13 protein-coding genes are annotated in these 16,280 nt (G+C 31.0%); 2 read left to right on the top strand and 11 right to left on the bottom strand.

The window, feature by feature from the left end; all coding sequences use genetic code 11:
* Positions 1 to 69 precede the first annotated feature (69 nt).
* A complete protein-coding gene (locus CLJU_RS05150) occupies positions 70 to 2,391 on the bottom strand; it encodes an AAA family ATPase (protein ID WP_013237715.1) in 2,322 nt (773 codons plus the stop codon).
* Positions 2,392 to 2,616: 225 nt separating this feature from the next.
* Between CLJU_RS05150 and CLJU_RS05145 the strand changes: the two genes are divergently transcribed.
* The gene (locus tag CLJU_RS05145; protein WP_013237714.1) at positions 2,617 to 3,021 is read left to right on the top strand and encodes a hypothetical protein; all 405 of its coding nucleotides are present in this window, start codon (positions 2,617 to 2,619) and stop codon (positions 3,019 to 3,021) included.
* Between the two features lie 37 nt (positions 3,022 to 3,058).
* Here the strand turns inward: CLJU_RS05145 and CLJU_RS05140 are convergent, their stop codons facing one another.
* A complete protein-coding gene (locus CLJU_RS05140) occupies positions 3,059 to 5,599 on the bottom strand; it encodes a calcium-translocating P-type ATPase, PMCA-type (RefSeq protein WP_013237713.1) in 2,541 nt (846 codons plus the stop codon).
* A gap of 330 nt (positions 5,600 to 5,929) precedes the next feature.
* On the opposite strand from CLJU_RS05140, the gene CLJU_RS05135 reads away from it, so the two are divergent.
* A complete protein-coding gene (locus tag CLJU_RS05135) occupies positions 5,930 to 7,561 on the top strand; it encodes a putative manganese-dependent inorganic diphosphatase (protein WP_013237712.1) in 1,632 nt (543 codons plus the stop codon).
* A 65-nt stretch (positions 7,562 to 7,626) separates the two neighbouring features.
* On the opposite strand, the gene CLJU_RS22540 is transcribed toward CLJU_RS05135, so the two are convergent.
* From CLJU_RS22540 to flhA, 9 genes are all read right to left on the bottom strand, one after another.
* The gene (locus CLJU_RS22540; RefSeq protein WP_013237711.1) at positions 7,627 to 8,025 is read right to left on the bottom strand and encodes a hypothetical protein; all 399 of its coding nucleotides are present in this window, start codon (positions 8,023 to 8,025) and stop codon (positions 7,627 to 7,629) included.
* 442 nt (positions 8,026 to 8,467) lie between these two features.
* Entirely contained in the window at positions 8,468 to 9,256 is a 789-nt protein-coding gene (locus tag CLJU_RS05125) for a flagellar basal-body rod protein FlgG (RefSeq protein WP_013237710.1), read from the bottom strand.
* Between the two features lie 24 nt (positions 9,257 to 9,280).
* Positions 9,281 to 10,048: a flagellar basal-body rod protein FlgG gene (locus CLJU_RS05120; RefSeq protein WP_013237709.1), complete on the bottom strand. Its 768-nt coding sequence runs from the start codon at positions 10,046 to 10,048 to the stop codon at positions 9,281 to 9,283.
* A gap of 193 nt (positions 10,049 to 10,241) precedes the next feature.
* Positions 10,242 to 10,724 (bottom strand): hypothetical protein, encoded by a 483-nt coding sequence (locus CLJU_RS05115; protein ID WP_013237707.1) that lies wholly within the window; start codon positions 10,722 to 10,724, stop codon positions 10,242 to 10,244.
* Positions 10,725 to 10,751: 27 nt separating this feature from the next.
* Positions 10,752 to 11,477 carry a FliA/WhiG family RNA polymerase sigma factor gene (locus CLJU_RS05110; protein ID WP_013237706.1) on the bottom strand — a complete coding sequence of 242 codons (726 nt, stop codon included), beginning with the start codon at positions 11,475 to 11,477 and terminating at the stop codon, positions 10,752 to 10,754.
* 3 nt (positions 11,478 to 11,480) lie between these two features.
* Positions 11,481 to 12,152, bottom strand: a complete 672-nt coding sequence (locus CLJU_RS05105; protein WP_013237705.1) for a flagellar brake protein — start codon at positions 12,150 to 12,152, stop codon at positions 11,481 to 11,483.
* Between the two features lie 14 nt (positions 12,153 to 12,166).
* Positions 12,167 to 13,045 (bottom strand): MinD/ParA family protein, encoded by an 879-nt coding sequence (locus CLJU_RS05100; protein WP_013237704.1) that lies wholly within the window; start codon positions 13,043 to 13,045, stop codon positions 12,167 to 12,169.
* The gene (gene flhF / locus CLJU_RS05095; protein ID WP_013237703.1) at positions 13,039 to 14,232 is read right to left on the bottom strand and encodes a flagellar biosynthesis GTPase FlhF; all 1,194 of its coding nucleotides are present in this window, start codon (positions 14,230 to 14,232) and stop codon (positions 13,039 to 13,041) included. Before flhF ends, CLJU_RS05100 begins: the two co-directional genes overlap by 7 nt.
* Positions 14,232 to 16,247: a flagellar biosynthesis protein FlhA gene (flhA, locus tag CLJU_RS05090; protein WP_406541100.1), complete on the bottom strand. Its 2,016-nt coding sequence runs from the start codon at positions 16,245 to 16,247 to the stop codon at positions 14,232 to 14,234. The genes flhF and flhA overlap by 1 nt, the downstream gene beginning before the upstream one ends.
* Between the last annotated feature and the right edge of the window lie 33 nt (positions 16,248 to 16,280).

The following is a 16,280-nucleotide window of genomic DNA, read 5'->3' as shown; positions in this document are numbered from 1 at the left end:
TAACTTCATCTGATGCTTATTAACAAGCTTCTTAGTGCTTCAAGAAGTCGTTATCTTTTAGGAATTTTCCTATTGTTCTTTATTTTTATAATATTTTTTTAGCTCCTTCCTAGCTTCATGAATTACATTATCATAATTTTCTCCCATAAGAATTTCCACTGCATCTTTTAAATTAGACATAATATAAATATGAAAATTGCCATCTGTTATTTCCTTTTCCACTTCACTTTTTAATGCTAAGCTGCTTGCATTAGACTTTGGAATGAGTACACCCTTCCCTTTTGTAGTATCTAATACTTTACATATTTTAAAGAAGCCCTCTATTTTTTCATTTACTCCTCCTATAGGTTGTATTTCTCCAAACTGATTTATGGAACCTGTTACAGCTATATTTTGTTTTATACTTATTTTCGTAAGTGCAGATATAATACTAACTAACTCTGCTACGGAAGCACTATCTCCATCTACTCTTCCATATATTTGTTCAAAGCTTAAATAAAAATCCACAGGTACTCTATTATAACCACCGCTTAAATTTTTAACATGTCCCTTTAATATATTTATTGCCTTGTTATGAATTTTTCCACTTAAATCACTCTCTTTCTGGATATCTATAATATTTCCATTACCCTTGTAACACGAGCAAGTTATTCTTATGGGCTTTCCAAAATTAAAGTACCCTGTATCGATTATCGACAGGGCATTTACCTGTCCCACCGTTTTACCCTTTACGTCTATAAATATCTGACCTTCTGTGTAAGAATCCACTACCTGACCCTCTATAATTTCTTCTTTATAAGCCGTATTTGTGATATCTTCTTCATTTATAAAATCTCTATGATCCTCACAGACTCTTTTGTCTGAAATTATTAAAATTCTTTCTAGATCATAGTCATCCATAAATAATTTATCTCTATTTTCAGCTTTTCTGGATAAAAATTTTGCTAGCTCCTTTACAGCTCCCTCATCCGCAGGATGCAATTTATTGTTTTTACATATAGAAAGCACTTTATATAAGAAAGCTTTTTTTGCATCCCTATCCATCTGTAAAATAGATTTGGACTCAGCTCTTATTCTAAAAATCTTTTTAAAATCTTCATCATAAGTATAAAGTAAATCATAGGTATGGTAATCTCCTATAAGTATTATTTTTTCATTAAACTCTATAGGTTCTGGTTTTAATCCACTTAACGACAATAACTCTAAATATCCTCTATTATAATTCAAGTCAACTTTACCACTTATAATAGACTTTTTTAAATAGTAATATGCTCCTTTATTACTTAAAAGACTACTAACTCGAAGTACTAATATCCCACCATTTGCCTTTAAAAGTGATCCTGGCCTAATGAGGCTTGGATCAGTAACATAAGTCCCATTTTTATTTTCATATTCTATGCTTCCAAGTAAATTATTTATAGACGGGTCTTCTTCAAACACTATAGGTAATTTGTCGTTATCACTATTATCTACGAGTACATTCACAGAATACCTATATATTATATTCCGTATATTATCTACATCATCTTCATAGTTTATAGAATATATCTCTTTAATTTCACTTTCTATATTGTTACATATATTGCTTAAAAATTCTAAGGCCTTATTATCCTTACTAAATACGTTAAAATATTCTTCCTTTAACTTCTTTGTATCTTTTTTATAATGTTCATCTATAAGGATTTTAATCTTTTCCATTTCATAGGATTCCATATCTTTTAATTTATCTAATATCCTCTCTGCATGAATCTTAAGTGTATTTACTTTGTTCACCATTTGTTCCTTTTTTTCTAAATCTAAAGACTCATACTCTATCTCATTCATCATTTTCCCATTTTCTTTTAAAGGAACAAAACTAAAACCACTTTCCGTAATTTTTAATGAAAAGCCTTCATTTTTAGACATTTCTACAATTTTATTTATTAAATAACTTCGTTTTTTTTGAATGTTTTGCACCAATAATTTTTTTTGTTTGTCCTCGTATCCATTGTAAAATTCATAAGTAGAATTAGCATATATATTTTGTATTTTCTTTAGCATATTTTTTAGCTTTTTACCTTTTCCGGATCTTAAAAACAACACTTTAGGATTTTTAATATCTTTCATAACTATATAGCATATATCCTGAAGTTCTATTTTATCTTTCATAGTTTCATTTATAAATTTCTTAATATTTTTAAGTTTATCTTTTGAAAATTCATCTATAAGATAAACATTATATCCTTGTTTATCTATTGTTAATGCATCTCTCATATTTTCATATACTCTACTATACTCAGGCATATAATTAACATTTCTATTTAAATCATCTCTATCATCTTCGCTAAAATCAATATCATCCAACTTAAAATCATATATGATTTGGTCTTTAGGTAATTCCCTATAATTCATATTTCATTCTCCTTGTATACTTAGTCTAATATAATAGTATTCTTAAAAAGTTTATTTAGGAACGAAAATAAAAAAATAAGTATATCAACCTCATATAAAAAACATACTAAAAATTATAGGTATGTTTCAAAAATAAATATACTATGGTATAATATAATCAAATTTTGTCTGTTATTTCTAATAATCGTATAAACAAAATAAAGTAACAAAGGAGTTAGTATATACATGAGTTTTAAGGAGAAAATTGCTCAATATTACACAAAATCTTATTTAAAAAAGTATGGTGACAGGTTAACTCAGGTTCAAGGTACTGTTGTATCTGTCAAAATTAGTAAAAAAGCTATATTATGGATATTTAATAAATTAACAGTAACACTTTTAGTAAGACCTGATAGAAGCAGAAACATAGTAAAATGCTCTTATATTAAAAAAAGGTGGTTTAAGAAGCCTGATTTTATATCTATACATCAAGGCAATCTGGTTTTAGTTCAAGGACTCAAAGGAAAAAGAGGAAAAGAGAATAGAGAAAGCGTAGAACTTATAAATATACGAAATATGACCACAAAAAAGGACTTAATTCCTATAGAAGGGAAAATACCTAAAGTTCAAAAAGTTCAAAGATTTAAATAAAAAAAAAATAGAATTGCTTAAAAGCAATTCTATTTTTTTATTTAAAGTATAAGTAAAGACTGTTTAAAAATGCAATTATCCCAGAGAAAAACAAAACTATTGCCCACTGTGAAATTCTAAGTGCAGATGTATGAAAAACTCCACGTAAAAATGGCAAGTAAAGTATGCATAAAACCATAGTAATAGATGTAGCAACTGCTGCTAAAAGATAAACATTTGTAAATAAATTTATCTCAAACAGTGAATGATTTTCTGATCTACATTCAAACACATGTATAAGTTGTGACATTATTAGAGTACAAAGTGCTATAGTTCTGGATGTTTTAAGTCCAAAGCCTAGATATAATCCTATTACAAAAGCAAGCACTGTGCACACTCCAATAAGTGCTCCCCTCACAATAATTTTTTCACTTAATCCTCGTGCAAATATACTTTCATTTTTAGCTCTAGGCTTGCCCCTCATTATATCTCCTTGAGCTGGGTCAACTCCAAGAGCTATAGCAGGAAGACCATCAGTAGCTAAATTTACCATTAGTATTTGTATCGGCAAAAGTGGAGTATCTAAATAAAAAATAGAAGTAAGAAACATGGTTAGAACCTCTCCTAAATTGCAAGATAAAAGATACCTTATAAACTTTCTTATATTATCATATATGACTCTTCCTTCCTCTACAGCAGATACTATAGTAGCAAAATTATCGTCAAGTAGTATCATAGAAGAAGCCTCCTTTGTTACATCTGTACCTGCAATTCCCATGCAAATTCCTATATCCGCTTCTTTTACTGCAGGTGCATCATTTACTCCATCTCCAGTCATAGCTACAATATTACCTTTAGCTTTAAAGGCTTTTACTATTCTAAGTTTATGACCTGGATTAACTCTTGCAAATATGGATATATCTTGTATTTTAACTGCAAGCTGTCTATCACTCAGCTTGTCTAATTCTTCTCCAGTTATAACCTCTGATTCATGTTTACATATGTCCAGTTCTTTTCCGATAGCAAAAGCTGTATTCTTGTGATCTCCAGTTATCATAATTGGCCTTATACCTGCTAATTTACATTTTAATACTGCTTCTTTTGCTTCCTTTCTAGGTGGATCTATAATTCCCGCTACACCTATGAATATTAAATTCTCCTCCAAAGACTTACCTGGCACTACTTCTTTGTCTTTGTAGGCACCTGCTATACACCTTAAGGCATCAAAAGACATTTTTTCCACTGCTTTCAGAGCCTTATTTTTATCATTTGAAGTAAAAATTCGTACTTCACTTCCATCTAATATATATTTACACCTTCTTATAACTCTCTCCGGTGCTCCTTTCACATAACCTATCTTTCTTGAACCTTCTTTCATTATAACAGACATCATTTTTCTATCAGAATCAAAAGGTATATCATAAGTTCTCCTGGCCTTTCCTAAAAAGGTTTTTAAAGTTTTAATATCTTTGAAAAAAGCCTTTATAAGTGCTACTTCCGTAGGATCTCCAATAACCGCCCCTGAAATATCTGCTCTTTTCATATCAAAATCACAATCGTTACAATATGTAAAAGCTTTTTTCATAAAAATATTCTCTGGTAAAATATCCTTTCCTATCCTGTGTACCCTTCCATTAAAATAAAGAGCCTTTACAGTCATCCTATTTTCAGTAAGAGTTCCTGTCTTATCACTGCAAATGACTGAAGTACATCCAAGTGTTTCCACTGCAGGTAATTTTCTTATTAATGCATTTCTCTTTAACATTCTAGATACTCCAAGAGCCAGTGCTACTGTTACTATAGCTGCAAGACCTTCTGGAATAGCAGCTACAGCTAAACTAACTCCTACTAAAAACATCTCATATTTGTCTTGACCTCTCCATACTCCAGTCAATGTAACTATAATACATATAGCAATACACATGACTACAAGTACTTTTCCAAGTGAAGCAAGCTTTTCTTTAAGAGGAGACCTTTCCTTTTCAATGTCCTGAAGCATACCTGCTATTTTTCCCATTTCCGTCTTCATACCTGTCTCTACAACTTTTGCTCTTCCCTTACCTTTTACCACTATAGTCCCCATGTATAGTGAATTATTCTTGTCTCCACTATCTTTTTCCACTCCTACAGATTCACCAGTCAAAAGGGATTCGTCTACCATGAAATTTCCAATAGAAAGTAAAATGCAATCTGCTGGAACCTTATCCCCTGTTTCCAGAAGTATCACATCACCTATTACTAGTTCTCCTGAATTTATAACCTTCACTTTTCCATCCCTTATAACCTTTGAAGTAGGGGATGCCATTTCTTTCAATGCTTCTAAAGATTTTTCTGTCTTAAATTCCTGTACAAAACCTAGTATAGAATTCATAATTACAATAATTAGTATAGTTATTGCATCTGCCTTTTCTCCCATAAATCCGGATATAATTGTAGCTACTATAAGTATCCAGGTTATAAAATCATTAAACTGCGAAATAAATATTTTTATAGGAGACACCCTTTTTTTCTTTTTAAGTACATTGGCTCCATATTTTTTAAGCCTTCTCTCTGCCTCAACTTGAGTTAAACCACTTTCTAACTCCCTTTCATTAATCAATCTTATCCCTCCAAGGCATTTATTTTCTCTACGTTAATTAAATATATGCCCCCTTTATATTCTATTATGACAGTTAATTCATTGCTCACTATGTATTTGCATGTTAATTTTAATGATATTTGGATATAATCAATATAGAGTTTTTATTTGAATTTTAAATTTATACATAAAATATACTGACAAAATTTCATGACCTGTATAAGTTAATTTTGATTATAACCCTATATATAGATAATTAAGTGATTTTTTGCTATAATATTATGTGTATTGGTAACATTACTTTTGTAAATAGATATATTATTCATATATATACACTTAGGAGGAAAAATTATGAACGATGTTGTATATATTACAGGACATAAGAATCCAGATACAGATTCTATATGTTCTGCAATAGCTTATTCTGAATTTAAAAATAAAATAGGAGTTACAACAATTCCTATACGGTTAGGAGAACTAAATAAAGAAACTCAATTTGTACTTGATTACTTTAAAGTTACCCCACCAAAACTAATGGAAAATGTTAAACCTCAGATTTCTGATTTAGATATTGATAATGTAAATCCTATATCACCTGAAACCTCCATAAAAACAGCTTGGTCAATGATAAGTAAAAATAATGTTAAAACTCTCCCTGTAGTAGATGGAGATGATAAATTAATAGGTGTTGCATCTCAATCCAATATAACTTCCTGTTATATGGACATATGGGATTCTAACGTAATTCAAAAAAGCGGCACTACCCTTGAAAATATACTGGATACATTATCAGCCAAGTGTGCTTATGCTTCCAATGAAAACATCAAATTTACAGGAAAAGTTATAATTGCTGCAATGCAGCCAGAAAGTATCTGTGAATTCATAGAAGAAGGGGACATAGTTATATGTGGTGACAGGGTAGACGCACAGGATATTATACTTGATTCCAAAGCTTCACTTATGATAATAACAGGAAATCATACAGTAAATGATGATATACTGGAAAAAGCAAAAAAAGTTAATTGTTCCATTATAGTTACCCCTTATGACACTTTTACAACTGCTAGGCTAATACCTCAAAGTATTCCTATAGGATATGTGATGAAAAAAGATAACTTAGTTTGCTTCAAGACAAATGACTTAATAGAAGACGTACGAGAAGTTATGCTTCAAACCAGATACAGGAGTTATCCTGTAGTAAACTTAGAAAATAAAGTTATTGGAAGTATGTCTAGATATCATTTAATATCACAAAACAAAAAGAAAGTAATACTTGTAGATCACAATGAAAAATCCCAATCTGTTTTAGGATTGGAGGATGCAGAAATACTTGAAATATTAGACCATCACAAGGTAGGAGATATCCAAACTGGTTCACCTATATATTTTAGGAATGAGCCAGTAGGTTGTACAGCAACTATAGTTGCATCCAAATTTTTTGAAAATGGTATAAGACCATCTCAAAAAGTTGCGGGACTTTTATGTTCTGCTATAATTTCAGATACCCTTTTGTTTAAATCACCTACTTCCACAGATTTAGACAAAATGATACTTAGAAGATTAGCAGCTATAGCTGAAATAGATCCTGAAACCTTCTCTAATGATATGTTTAAAGCAGGTTCTTCTCTTGAAGGAGAAACTCCTGAAGAATTGTTAAATCAAGATTTCAAAGCATTTAATATTTCAGAAGTAAAAGTAGGTGTTGGACAGATCTCAACTATGGATACCGAAGGGTTTAAATCCATTAGAAAAGACATTATAAAGGTTATGGAATCAAAATGTAAAGAAGAAAATTATGGGCTTATAGTTCTTATGGTAACAGATATATTAAAAGGTGGATCTGAATTAATTGCCATAGGTGAAAAACAGGATGTAGTTTCTAAAGCCTTTAACATAACTTTAACTGATAATGGTGCTTATGTTCCTGGTATTCTATCAAGGAAAAAGCAGGTTATACCACCTCTTACTGCTGCCATGTCTTAATACAAATAAAAGGGCTACTGCAATAGCAATTTTTTAAAATTGCTTTGAGTAGTCCATTTTTCTTTTTAATCCTGAATATCCGATATATCTACAGTTCTAATTCTTGTACCACCATAACTGTCATCTACAGTCTCCTGTTCGTCTTCCGTATCTTTTTCTTCTGTTTCTTCTGTATCTTCTTCCTTTCGTTCTGTTTCTTCTTCCAAATCTTCATATTTTTCATCAAAAGGTACATATTCCGTTTTTTCTTCAGAATCATAATATGGATATGTTGGTGCTGGTGTCTGCATATAATTTGTAGGGTACATGCACCTCATATATGCATTCTTCCTAGCATTTAAAAACATAGGGCACATTCTATAAAAGTCAGGGGAGTACATATTTTGAGGATAGTCCATATCCCCATCATACATATAATCTTCTTCCATATATTCATCTTGGTCCATAAAAGGACATCTATACATAACACTGATCCTCCTGAAAATATTACATCTGTACATTATATGTATGTACCTTGCATATGTTTCATAAAATTATAGAGTTTCTCAGTTGAAAGTTGACTTATACAGATCATATAATAACAAATTTCAAACTAGAATATCTTGCACAGTGTTATTCTTGAAAATAAATGTATATAGAGTGATATTTTATGAGACTTTCTAACTAAAAAATCAACTTATACGCAGGCATATTTTTACAATAATGAAGCTCTTTTAAATATTTTGTATATAAGACTTAGTGAAAAATTTTTAAAAAATCTAGAACTTTTGAATTGTTTGAGGTACGAGTTTTCAAAAGTTCTCAGCATTTTTTAAAATTTTTTGCTTAGCCTTATCAAAATATTTAACGAGCTGAAGGTTGTAAAAAATATCCGGAGTATAAGTTGACTTTATGATTAGAAACTCTCTATCTCTTCATACTGTTTATGAGTCCCCACATTTCATCTGAAGTAGTAAGCCCTTTTGATGCAAGTTCAAAAGATCTCTGTGCCATTATCATATCTGTCATTTCTCTTCCCAAATCTACATTAGACTGCTCCAGAGAACCTTGGATAATATGTGCTTTGGTATTTATGTTCATTTGCACATTGTTTGCTGGCTGATATAAATTATCTCCTATAGATTTCATGGCATCCTGTCCTACTGCATTATATATGTTTATCTTTCCATAAAGTACACTTTGATTACCAACATTCATGTATATTTGTCCAGTTTTTTCATCTACTTTAAAATTATTATCTTTAAATACCGTCCCTGAATTGAACAAACTACTTCCCTCTGCTGTAAGGTTGACTTCAAGCTTATTTCCATTACTATCAACCAAATTGCCATTTCTGTCTACAGTAAAATTTCCTGCTCTCTCATAAGCTGCCGTTCCATTCCCTAGAGTTACTTTAAAATATCCATCTCCGTCTATAGCCATATCTGTCTTTAGCCCTGTTTGTTGAATTGGACCCTGAGCATTATCTCTAATCCATTCTGTAGCCTTTACCCCTGTACCATTTATCGTATTTGTTCCATTAGAATTAGTAGGATATCCCTTTCTGTTTAAAGTTTCATACACTAGATCATTAAATTCTACATTTTCTTTTTTATATCCTACAGTATCTGAATTTGCTAAATTATTGGATATACTATTTAACTTATCCTGCTGTGCATTCATAGCACTTACACTATTCCATATAGCTCTAAGCATACAAAATCATCCCTTTTATATTAATCATACTTTACCACCTTCATTTATTAGCTTCTCCAAAGTTTCATCTATTGATTGAACTGCTTTCTGATCAGTTTCGAAAGACCTCATAGTAGTCATCAACTGTGACATTGTATTTACTATATTTACATTAGATTTTTCAAGTGACTTCTGCCTTACAACAACATTTGTCTCTGCAGCATTTGTTCCTGTATATAGATTGTCTCCCACTTTTGTCAAAGTATTATAATCATTAAAATCCACAGTATAGAGCTTATAACTTGGGGTTCCATCTATATTTATATTTCCGTGGTCATCTGAGGTCATATTCCCGTTTCCCACATTCATTTCACCCAAAGCACCTGTCCTAGTATTTCTTGCCAAAACACTGTCTCCAGCATCATTTACCAGTACTCCATTTGTATTTACGTGAAAATGTCCATCTCTCGTATAATATTCTTTTCCATCCTGTCCCCTAACAGTAAAAAATCCTCTTCCATCAATAGCAAAATCAGTAGACACACCTGTAGAATCTATTGATCCTTGGGTAAAGCCTGTTTTAACTGAATCAATTCCACTTCCAAGACTTATAGATCCTATTATATTTCTAACACTTCTATTTCCTTCTGTTTTGTCATAATTTTGTAAAAGCATGTCATTAAAGCTTTTCACCCTAAGGTCATCCTGCTTAAATCCTACAGTATTTGCATTTGCCAGGTTATTTGTTATAACATCCTGTTTTGCCTCTTGAGTTATCATCCCAGATACTGCAGAGTAAAAACTTCTAATCATTTGCTTCCTCCTTTATCCATAACTTTCATTTCATCAGGATAATGCATTCCCATTGATCTTGCCTTATCCTCAATTTGACTTTTACTCATTTGATATTGGATCTTAACACCACTCATTATAAAAGTAGTTATTAAAATACCTATGCCTATACCTATAAGTATCTTTCTATCACTAAAAAAATCAAAAAATATTTTTATTTTGTATACAATTCTTTTATTAATAGAACTTCCCCCTTACCAATACCAGTTTTCTCAGAGATATCACTTACAGAAATATTATCTTTCAATAGTCCTCTTATTTCATCAATTTTAATATTATTTGCATCCTCTTCAACAGCCTCATCTAAATTTTCACTTTTTTCTGATTCCTCTTCATTATTGTCTTTGATTTCTTCTTCTACTAATTTTTCCTCTGAACCTTCAAATGCCTCTTCAGATAAAATAACTTCATGAAAATCCTGATTACCCTGTTTTTTTAAATCTTCAATTTCTTTTTGCAGTTCAAGTATAGTTTCTGCAAATTCCTTTCTTATTTTGCCAATTTCCAGTTCACAGTTTCCCATTTCATTTTGCTTTACATTTAATTTGTCTTGAAAAGATTTTTTCTCTTTACGTACTGCATTAAAATTCAATACTACTAAAAGTATTCCTGCTATAATCAATATGATTGGAACCATAAAATTTTCTCCTTCTTAAAAACATTTCTATACATACTTCAATTTAGTCATGTTTTTTCTTAAATGTAAAATTGCTCTGCTGTGAAGTTGACATACCCTAGACTCGGATACATTTAATATATGACCTATTTCCTTTAAAGTCAACTTTTCATAATAGTATAGAGTAATAACTAAATTATCTTTTTCATTTAAAAGATCTAATGCTTTGGCTAAATATTCTAGCATTTCTTTTTTCTCCAGACTTTTTTCTGGACTTGGACTTTTAGTATCTTCTACAGTTCCCATAAGTGGAATATCATCATCTTCAGAAAATATCAAATCTTCTAGAGATACTATAGATATATAGTTTATATAATTTTCAATTTCCATCATTTTTTTCAAGGGCATACCTAGTTCATTTGCTATTTCTTCACTTGATGGCTCTCTTCCTAGTTTAGTACGAAGGGAATCCATAGCTGCATTGTATTTATTAAGCTTGTCCATGGCGCCTTTAGAAATAGGGCTATTTCTCCTAAGTTCATCTATCATAGAACCTTTTATTCTTATTGACGCATAAGTAGAAAATTTCATTCCCCTGTCTTTATCAAACTTGTTTATTGCATCAATAAGCCCTAACATTCCATAACTAACTAAATCCTCATATTCAATGTATTTGGTCTTTCCTATTATAACCCTAGAAGCAATGTATTTTACTAGAGGAAGATATTTTTTTACCAATTCTTCTTTTATATCTAATTTATCCGCCAAAGCCATATTTTAATCCTCCTTTGCTCCTTTATTTATGTGCTGTCTCATAATTTGAAATAATACCCTTATTATTCTTTCTCTACTGTTCTTGTCCATATCTATAAAAGATAATCCACAGGTCAATTTACTTTCATCCTTGTTGTTACTAATTCTAACTAGTTTTCCTTTTAAAGTTAAACTGTCATTTTCCATTGGAATCGTCACTATAATAATATCTCCACGTTTTAATTTATCTTTCATTTTTACATCTACTACTATTTTCATTCCGCCGCCACTCATGTCTACAGAACACGCTTTAAACACTTCAACTTGATCATTTAAGTGATATAAGTCCTTTTCTAAAGGAAACATGGCACACAGCACATCTAAGATCAAAGGTACTCTTACAAAATTCCGCCTTTGGCAAATTTGAACTTTCTCAGGTTTCTTCAACATAATCATAAGTATTCTCTCTATTTTACGCCCTACAACCACAGTACTAAATTTGTATACATTTTTCCCATCATAATATATAACATGCACCTTTTCACCTTTTGAAAGAGGCATATACTTATGATTGTTTACGGGTATGCTTATACTTATACAATCCTCTGACACATCCTGAATATTACTTTTATATATTTCATTGTCCACGTCTATTTCAATTCTGCTATTAACTGTAAACTCAATATTGGAATTCATCTTATTCCTTCTCCTTATGAAAAAGTATTAAAAATCTTTTTAAACAAATCCTGTATACTACTTTTCCTGCTGTCTATTTCAGTTCCTGACAACTTGCTAGCTATTAAATTTATATCCTTAGAAGCTTGAGAGTTGGGGTAATTTATCAAAAATGGTACTTGATTTCTAACTGCCTGAACAAGTTTTTTGTCTTCTAATATGCAGCCGAGATATTTTATTTCCACATTTAAAAATTTATCTACTACACTCTTAAATTTATTAAAGGTTTTCTGCCCTTCTTCAACATTAGAAGCTTTGTTTATAATTACTTGTACAAAATCATTTAATTTAAAATAACTTACAGCTTTTGCTAAACTATATGCATCCGTAAGCGATGTAGGTTCTGGTGTAGTAATTATAATAAGTTCCTGACAACAGGCAATAAATCCTAGCACATCTCTATTTATTCCAGCACCTGTATCTAATATTATATAATCCAAATCTTCTAGCAAAGATACCTTTTTTATAAATTCTTTTTTCTGGGATTTTGTTATATCTGCAATTTTTGAAATTCCTCTTCCACCTGGAAGTAATTTTACTCCAAAAGGTCCTTGTATGATAACCTCTTCTATATTTTTATTCTTACATATGGCATCATATACACTATATTTAGGTAAGCATCCCATTAAAACATCGTCATTACCCATTCCCATATCTGCATCAAATATAAGTACATTTTTTTTCATCTTCTGTAGTGCTATAGATACATTTACTACAAAATTACTCTTTCCAACTCCCCCTTTTCCAGAAGTAACAGTTATTATCCTAGGCTTTTTACTGCTAGGTACTTTTTCTTTTCTTGCCTTTTTGTCCTCTTGAGCTAATTTTCTAAGCTCTTCAGCTTGGTCTAGCATATAATATCCTCCCCAAGTACAAGTTTAACTAATTCCTCTGTATTCATAACCTTTATATCTTCTGGAACATTTTGTCCTGTAGTAACAAAACTTATAGGTTTTTTTGCGGCTTGTAAAATATTTAATATAGATCCATAAGTAGATGTTTCATCTAATTTAGTTATTATCACATTATTATAATTAAGCTCCTTGTATCCCTCTACTATCACATCTATATCTCTATTTTTAGTAGTACAACTTATAACTAAATGTATATTGTCCGTATTTACCTTATCTATAAATGCCCTAAGTTCTGATATCTGCATCTTATTTTTACTGCTTCTTCCTGTAGTATCTATTAAAATCACATCACAGTCTGACATATTCTCTATAGCTTTTCCCATGTCCTTTATAGTAAATACTACTTGAAAAGGTATATTCATTATATCTGCATAAGTTTTAAGTTGTTCCACTGCACCTATTCTATAAGTATCTATAGTTATAAGTCCTACTTTTTTCTTTTCAATAAGAGAAAGCTTACCTGCAAGTTTAGCAATAGTAGTAGTTTTTCCGACACCAGTAGGTCCCACTAATACTACTATATTTTCAAGTACTTTATCTTCTACTTTTATCATACTTGTAACTACTTCTTTTAACTTTTCCTCTTCAGCTCTATCATCTTCTATTATATTTACTCTATTTAAAATTGTGTTAACTACTTTACTGTTGAAATCACTATTTTCAAGCTTTATCTGAAACGCACTTTTTCCTACATTACCGTAAGAACCCTTCATCATTTCATTTAACATGCCTTTCATCTGCTGCATTTCTTTTATAATAGAGTCATTATTTTTATCCACTATATTATTTTCATAATTACACTCCGATGTATTGTAATTTTCTTTAGCATCATTATCTATAATTTTATCACCTTTTACGTCATTACATAAGGTGTTATTTTTCATTTTATCATTTACAAGTTTTTTTATTGCTACAATACTATCCTGCATATCTGCTTCACGATTGCTTTCTTTTTTCTTATTGTCTACGGCTGCAGTTACCTCTAAAATTTTTCTGGAGAAAAAACCTAATATGCCAGGTTTTCTTATTTTTCTCTGGCTTATTATTACAGCTTCCTTTCCAAGTTCATACCTAATTCTCGTAATAGCTTCATTCATATTATTGACTTTGTATCTTTTAATGATCATTATATTGAAACCACTCCTTCGGTTTTTATCTCTACATCATTTGGTATTTCATTTAATGATAATACATTTACCGATGGAAATACCATTTCAATTAATCTCCTAAAAGGTGCCCTTATATTAGGTGAAACTAAAATTATAGGTTGATTTTCATAAAAATAAACTGATTCTAGTAAACTTTTAATTGAATTTAATATCTTACTCGTAGTATCCGGATCTACTGCCGGGAAAGAACCCTGCATTGACTTTTGAATATTGCTCCCTATCAAATCCTCTAATTGTTTAGATAAAGTAACTACTGTTATAACTCCATTTTCATCTATAAGTGAATTGCATATACTTCTTCCTAATGCAAATCTAACATACTCTGTAAGTACTTCTATATCTTTTGTATTTCTTGAATTGTCCGCAAGAGATTCCATAATAGTTACCATATCCTTTATAGAAACCCTTTCTCTTAAAAGATTTTGCAGCACCTTTTGAAGTTCTCCTATAGTAAGAAGGTCTGGTATGAGTTCCTCCACTACAGTAGGATATTTTTCCTTCACAGAATCCACAATAAGCTTAACTTCCTGTCTCCCAAGTAATTCATAAGAATGATTTTTAATTGACTCTGTAAGATGAGTTACCATAACCGTAGTAGGATCCACTACCGTAAGTCCTTTTATTTCTGCTTCTTCTCTTTGATCTTTATTTATCCATATAGCAGGTAGTCCAAAAGATGGTTCTGTAGTGCTTATTCCTTGAATATCACTGTTTGAATTAGTAGGATCCATACATAGAAGCATATTTGGCATAAGCTCTCCTTTTGCAATTACTGTACCTCTTATTTTTATTACATAACTATTAGTATTTAACTGCAAATTATCCCTAATTCTAATCGGTTGAACTACTATCCCCATTTCAATAGCACACTGCCTTCTTACAGAGGTTATCCTCTGAAGTAGATCTCCTCCTGAACTCTCATCTGCCAGTGGTATTAATCCATAACCTATTTCCACTTCCATAGGTTCCACAGATATTAAGTTCATTACATTTTCTGGCTCTTTATTTTCTATTTGAGTTATTTCCTGTTGTTTTATTTCCTGCTGCTGCATATTATGCTGAACTTCATCTTTGTAAAGCATATACGCAGCTATCATACAAGCTACTGATAAAATTAAGAACGCTATATGTGGAAGACCAGGCACTATAGCTAGAAACAGCAGCACTGCACCTGCAATAGCTATTACTTTAGGAAATCCCGTCAACTGCTTAATAGCAAGAGTACCAAAACCTTCAGCACTCCCTGAACGTGTGACAAGTATACCTGAAGCTGTGGATATAAGCAGCGCTGGGACCTGAGATACAAGTCCATCACCTATACTAAGCTTTGCATAAGTTTGGGCAGCTTCAGAAGCTCCAAGTCCTTTAATTACTATACCTATTACAATACCTGCTATTATATTTATTACTACAATTAAAAGCGATGCCACAGCATCTCCTTTTACAAATTTGGATGCACCATCCATAGCTCCATAAAAGCTTGCTTCTTCTTGAAGTTTTTCTCTCTTATCTTTAGCACCTTTTTCATCAATTAAACCAGAGTTTAAATCTGCATCTATACTCATTTGCTTTCCTGGCATTGCATCTAAAGTAAATCTTGCAGAAACTTCCGCAACTCTGCCAGAACCATTTGTTATTACAACAAACTGTATGATAATTATAATCAAAAATATTATTACTCCTACTATATAATTGTCTCCTACTACAAAGCTGCCAAAAGCATTTATAACTTCCCCTGCATATCCATCTCTAAGTATAAGTCTTGTAGAGGATATATTTAAAGCCAATCTAAAAATTGTAGTTATTAAAAGTAAAGTAGGAAATATAGAAAATTGTAATACTTCCGTAGTAAACAAGGTTAAAAGTATAATTATTATAGATAATGTTATATTAAATGAAATCAATACATCTAAAAGTCCTGCGGGCATTGGAATTATAATCATAAACACTACTGTAATAACTACTAATGCCATTATTATATCTAAGTTATCTTTTAGTCTAAACTT

This window comes from Clostridium ljungdahlii DSM 13528, from assembly GCF_000143685.1.
Taxonomy (GTDB): domain Bacteria; phylum Bacillota; class Clostridia; order Clostridiales; family Clostridiaceae; genus Clostridium_B; species Clostridium_B ljungdahlii.
Note: the sequence above shows the minus strand (reverse complement) of the source record. Positions and strands in the feature narration are given on the sequence as shown.